Here is a 5,604-nt window from a genome sequence, read left to right as displayed (position 1 = left end):
CTTTAGATTCTTCTGATTCCTTGTGTCAAGCCTGATTGAGATGCTCTTACCCTGTGTATATATAAAGTATTGACGCTTTTGATTGGAAATCAACGAATACGGATTAGGTGCTAAAGCTAAAGCGAACCAGCGTAAAGCACCACCATCATCTTCTGGTGGAATTAAATTTGCTAAGTTTGTCCAACTACGATGTAAATGTTTAAAGACTTTATCGGGATCTAGGTAAGCCATTTCCATCTCTTTAATACCATTTAGAGCAAATAAAGGTACACCTATTTCAACTCTAAATAGTGTCAGTTTATGTGGTTCACCTGTGGGTACAAAAGAAACATTACCTTTACCTTTAGGTATACGACTAGAAAGCGGTGGTTCACTAAAAATAGTTTTGTTACTTTCTACGCCGTAGTAATAAAATTCTGTAATCACGTGCTGCTGTTTGGCGGGAATTTCTGAATCTTGATATTGCCACAAAGGAACTGCTAGTTTACCAAGTTGTTGTAAATCTTGTCCTGCATCTTCTGGGTTGCTATCCGCCAATACTTGCTCAACATTCATACTTGTAAGTGGACGATAAGTTTCATCCATAAATGCTATGATGTCTTCCTTAACTTCTTCAGCTTTTTTATCAGCCCAATTAGTTAGACTTTGAGATTTCTCTCGATACCAACGGATGAAGTCTCCACCAGTAACTTTCGGACGTTTTGATTCTAAATCAACGCGCTGAATAGTGTGAATAAAGGGATTATCAAAATTGTCTTGGCGGCTAACGTCAATGTAATTTTGTTCTAAGTCACGATAAACTTTATCTAGGTTGCTATGAAGACGTTGACATTGTGCTTGAATGTCTTCGATTTTATGTCTTAGTACACCACATAGTTCTGCGGCTTTATCACAGCGCTTCCAATGTAAATACATTCTCCATTTAGGATCTACTCGTTCTTTGTATCTTTGACAAGCTGCTTGGATAGTATTTTTATTGGGAAACCAAGCTTCTGCTGCTTCTTTGATTTTTTCTTCTTGTGGTTCTAACTTTAAAGCAGCAAAATTAGATTGAGCTTCTTTAGATTTGCGCTGGACATTTTGCTGTAGATCATCAATTTTTTGAACAAAATGATCCAAAAATTGTAAGGTAGATGCTAGCCCATTGGAACGGTTAAGACTCCGCTCTAACCAAGTAGAAATAGCAGTACTTGCAGTTTGTTCTAAGCGATAAAAATTCATTACTAATTCTTTACCTGTCCGTTGCTCCATTTGATCTAACTGTCGCTTATACAGTTCTTTAATTGTCGGTAAAGATGTACGGTCAAACTTCATTTCCCCAATGCGGAATTCTGGTTTTATTTGTCCCCCGCGATCGTTTTCGGTCAAACTATCTAAAATTGTAGTTGCTTCATCTAATTTGCACTCTTGTAAAAAACGGTCGATTTCGGTTACTACATCAATAGTTGCAGTAGTAGCCATCAACTCATTTTTTAACAATTTTTGTGCGTCTTCAAGTTTCATGCGTTCGTACTGCTGTACTGGCAAAGTTAAGGTAGCAAATCCAAAGCTACAGTAATTGATATTTCGCCCTCGGACTTTTTCACCAGTTGCCAAATAAGCGCGAATATTGTCAGCAACGTTAGCAGCATCTAAACCGATTTGAGAACCAATTTGGATATATAAACCATCGGCAATTAAATTTTGTAAATCATTAGGACGGCTGACTACGGTACCGTTTTTATTAATACCATCCATTAAAAATACAGCATCAAAAGGTGGCCGATCAGCTTTGACTTTGGTAATACCGTAATCAATTTCTAACGGATTTGATGGTGATAAGCTCCAGAAGTTTTCAATTTCTTTGAGCGCACCATAAGCATTAGATTTTACTAAATGAGTTTGGGGAAGATTAGCAAATACTCTAGGTAAAACAAATAGTCCGGTAATATTAGAAAAGCTATTAAGATATTGACGTGCCAAAAAGGCCACATCTAAAAAAGTGCCACTACCAGTTCCTCCAGCTAAACTACCAACAATAAAAACTTCTACTCCGTCACGGCTAGAAACTTGAAAGTTATCGGAAAATGCTTGTTTGCTACTCCGAATTTCCCGGACAGCATTAATCGCTTGGGCTATCAAACCATTAATATCACCAACTTTGGCAAAAAAGGCTAGTCGTCCCCTAGCTCGAATTTGTCCTGCGCCGCTAATCAAGCTAGCTGTAGGGATATTTTTCGGCCACCATTCAGCAATATGATCGTTGCGTGTTAACGGTAAAGGATTAGCAACAGAAATAGCATAAAGTTCATTAGGTTCTAAAAAAACTTTAGTCCCATCAGGTGATTTTTCCCGACTTTGAATATTTTCGGTTGTATCAATAGAAAGAAACCGAATAATTTCTGGTACGTAACCGTAAACATCAATAAAGCGCTTTTTCAGTTTGAGTACAACTTCATAACCAGTACCGCCTAAGCCAATGACAACAGTGGGGCGAAAAATAACTGTAGGACGTGACATTTAATTTCCTCTCATATCAGTTAAAAGTTTGCTAGCCCAGTATTTTGTTCATAGGGCCGTTGGTTACCAATCCAGTTGAATCGCAACTTTACGTTACCAATCTGGATTGTGTCTTCGTCATAAAGTTGAGTTGTAGTAATTTTTTCATTATTGACAAAAAGGACACTTTTAATACTACGTATATACACGTATTTTTTGCCAGACTGCCACATGATGACTAATTCTGCATCATCATTTGTTGAGGCGATCGCTGGTACTATTGCACTCAGGCTGACTTTTTGCTTGTGCTGGTGGGTCAAGCTGATGAATTGTTCTTCCGGTGATGTGGGTAATGGTTCTAGTAGTTCTAATTCCCCATCCCCAAAACTCAGATTTTTAGGTTGCAAAGATAATTGCGGTTTAATCGTCACAGATACATCAATTGCTTGAGGTGCAATGCTTTTATCTGTTGCTGTTAAGATTAAACGCAACTTACGATTACCACCCGGTGAGTTTGAGGGAATTTGTAAATTTACAGGAATAACTATTTTTTGATTAGCAGTTAAGTCAATTTTCTTGGGTGAAACCAAGCGAATACCAGTTTTGTTAATGTCTTCTAGTTGGAGATTTACTTGAGTATTAATATTACTGTTACTGGTAACTTTAATTAGTTCTGTAGTTATACCTGGTAATAAAGGCGGTAAATCAGTAGTAGATAAAGAAACATCTAGTTGGGGTTTAATTAGTACTGGTCTAATCGTTTGTGCTAGCTTGTTTAATTGCACTCCTCCAGGGTCACGCAATACTCTTCCTTTGCCACAAAGTGCTGGATTATTGGCAAATTCATTTAATTGCTGTTCATGTTCTTGCTGTCCTAAAGATACAAAGAAGACATAAGGTTTACATTGTTGTTCACGTAAAAGTTGGGTACTTTGAGGAATCCTGACAGGATTAGCAATACCTTTTACATCTTCTAATCCATCAGTCAGAAAAACTATACTCACAATCCGATTAACAGCATCGGTACGTTGGTTTAACCGAGCGGAAGCTTGCAATGCTTTTTGTACTGCTTTACCTGTGTGAGTACGTAAACCATCAGCTTTGAGATCATTGATTATTTGTTTGAGTTTACCTCGGTCTGGATTACTAGCAATAGTAACTTCTTGGGCTTGTAAATTAATATCACTATCAAAACTATAAATAGTGACGGTATCGCCTACTCTAGCAGTATTCACAAATTCTGTAATCGAATTTTTAACTTGAGTAAAGATATTTTTTGTACCGCCTGCACCCCGCATAGAAGCCGAAGTGTCTACTACTACAATCCAGTCAATTCCTCCTTTTGCTGTTTGAGCCAGTGCATGGCCAAATTGAAAAATTGACATGAGCAGCAAAATAAAAATACTTTGATTTTTAAAGTATCTAAAACTCATTGATAGATGTCTCCATCCATATATTTATGACTTTTTGCAAAGTAGTAAAAAATGATTTAGTTTGAGTGATATTTGGCTAAAATTATTTGGCCATTTTCACCCAATTTATCAACTAAAGCTGCTATTTGTTGTACAGCCAGTTTAGAAGGCTTAGTATGTCCATTTTCCCAACGATTAACAGTAGGAAAACTCACACCAATTATTGCGGCAAATTCTTCTTGAGTTAATCCCATCAATAGTCTAATTTCTTGAATAAATAGACCAATTTTTGGTTGTTTAATTAATATTTTATTTTGAATTGGCATTCAGATTTGCACCAAAATAATTAGCTAGATGTAATAAGTGATATATCAAGTTACATATTAACTATTTAATTTGGAGATGTCACGTTTTTACGCTACTCAGTAATAGTACTGTAACTAAACAATATCTATAAATAAAAAAAGCTAATAGATACAATTAATTCGTGTATTTAGCTCATTAATTATACTTAATGGAATTATTTAAAAAAAATAAGACGCTATGTTTAAATAATCTATCAATATATAGATATGCCAGCAAGCTCATACTAGTTGAACGCTTTTGATACTTGACTGTATTATTATCTTTAGTTTTAATTATAAAAATACAGATTATTATTTTTTTGCATTAGTAAATTTACTTAGATAAAAAGTAACTTATTTTACTTGTACTTTACAAAATAGAATAATTAACCATGAGGAGATCGCATCCCTGCAAAATATTTAAAGATAAATTTTATACTAAATTTTTCTAAACCAAGATTCAGAGTACAGTATGAGCGATCGCCTGATAGTAGAGAAGTATTTTTCTTCCCACCATCATTCATGTGGTCATGAGAAATGTAGAAATTATTAGTCAACCCCTAATCTCGGTCGGTTCGCTGATTTCACAAACAGAGTAGCCAAATAACAGCCTGAAAGTGTAGTCTGCAAAGGTGTTCCCTAATAATTGAGGCGGCTAGGTCACAGTTGCAAAACACTACATCAGAGCAAGTAGATGATCTTCCAGTGATCATACATTGGTTATCACAAATGCAGATACCGTTTCTGCTCGACCAGGAATTACCTAGACCACATGGCAATCGTCAGGGTTTGAGCTACGGTCAACTAGGGGTATTATTATTGACTTACATATTGACTCAGGCAGATCACAGGCTTTGTGCAGTGAAATCATGGGTACGCCAGCATCACCAGATTTTGGAAACAACAACAATTCTATTTAAATTAAGCTACGTAAGCTTTACAGCACTTTAATTTCTCTTTTAGTTTTTTAAATGGGCGAACCTACCGTAATAAGCTACCAATGGGATGCTTGCGATAAAGCGAATTCATCAATCCGCGCACTTGGTCACGATTCCAAACGTAACCCCGTTGGAATTCTGGGAGGGCAATACTGCCCATGTCAATTTGGTCGAGGATAGTTGTAATATTCATAGTTGTATTTTTTATAGAAAAACCTATAATGTTCATGCTGCCTGTGCAAAAGATTTAGCAAAACCAAACATACTGAACAGCCAGTGATACCACTCTTGATAAGTGATAAATACCTTTAAAGCTGACTCTAAATCAACGTCTAAATCTCTATTCTGAATGTCGATAATTGTTTGATAAGTCAGATCCCTAACTATCTAATTGGTATTGAAGAGGTTAAGAATCAAGCACAGAGAGAAGTT

6 protein-coding genes are annotated in these 5,604 nt (G+C 36.1%); 1 reads left to right on the top strand and 5 read right to left on the bottom strand.

The features are described 5' to 3' along the window. The 4 genes from ACM0OS_RS28275 to ACM0OS_RS28260 form a co-directional block, all read right to left on the bottom strand. A partial coding sequence (locus tag ACM0OS_RS28275; protein WP_414546499.1) for a tubulin-like doman-containing protein occupies positions 1-2,499 on the bottom strand: 2,499 nt, incomplete at its 3' end. 20 nt (positions 2,500-2,519) lie between these two features. After that, positions 2,520-3,863 (bottom strand): VWA domain-containing protein, encoded by a 1,344-nt coding sequence (locus ACM0OS_RS28270; RefSeq protein WP_414546498.1) that lies wholly within the window; start codon positions 3,861-3,863, stop codon positions 2,520-2,522. 104 nt (positions 3,864-3,967) lie between these two features. Continuing rightward, complete coding sequence (locus ACM0OS_RS28265; protein WP_414546497.1) at positions 3,968-4,216, bottom strand: helix-turn-helix domain-containing protein; 249 nt, start codon at positions 4,214-4,216, stop codon at positions 3,968-3,970. 404 nt (positions 4,217-4,620) lie between these two features. After that, the gene (locus tag ACM0OS_RS28260; protein WP_414546496.1) at positions 4,621-4,791 is read right to left on the bottom strand and encodes a hypothetical protein; all 171 of its coding nucleotides are present in this window, start codon (positions 4,789-4,791) and stop codon (positions 4,621-4,623) included. Between the two features lie 109 nt (positions 4,792-4,900). Here ACM0OS_RS28260 and ACM0OS_RS28255 point away from each other — a divergent pair, with 109 nt between their 5' ends. Next, entirely contained in the window at positions 4,901-5,185 is a 285-nt protein-coding gene (locus tag ACM0OS_RS28255; protein ID WP_414546495.1) for a hypothetical protein, read from the top strand. Between the two features lie 30 nt (positions 5,186-5,215). On the opposite strand, the gene ACM0OS_RS28250 is transcribed toward ACM0OS_RS28255, so the two are convergent. Continuing rightward, positions 5,216-5,365 carry a DUF262 domain-containing protein gene (locus tag ACM0OS_RS28250; protein WP_414546494.1) on the bottom strand — a complete coding sequence of 50 codons (150 nt, stop codon included), beginning with the start codon at positions 5,363-5,365 and terminating at the stop codon, positions 5,216-5,218. Positions 5,366-5,604: the final 239 nt, after the last annotated feature.

It is taken from the genome of Nostoc sp. CCY0012 (assembly GCF_963920855.1).
In the GTDB taxonomy this organism is placed as follows: Bacteria; Cyanobacteriota; Cyanobacteriia; order Cyanobacteriales; family Nostocaceae; genus Cyanocohniella.
This window is presented reverse-complemented; position numbering and strand designations above follow the sequence as displayed.

Excerpts from the sequence above, each read along its gene's own strand:
- ACM0OS_RS28270 (WP_414546498.1), bottom strand. The coding sequence starts at position 3,863 with ATGTCAATTTTTCAATTTGGCCATGCACTGGCTCAAACAGCAAAAGGA.
- ACM0OS_RS28265 (WP_414546497.1), bottom strand. The coding sequence starts at position 4,216 with ATGCCAATTCAAAATAAAATATTAATTAAACAACCAAAAATTGGTCTA.
- ACM0OS_RS28250 (WP_414546494.1), bottom strand. The coding sequence starts at position 5,365 with ATGAATATTACAACTATCCTCGACCAAATTGACATGGGCAGTATTGCC.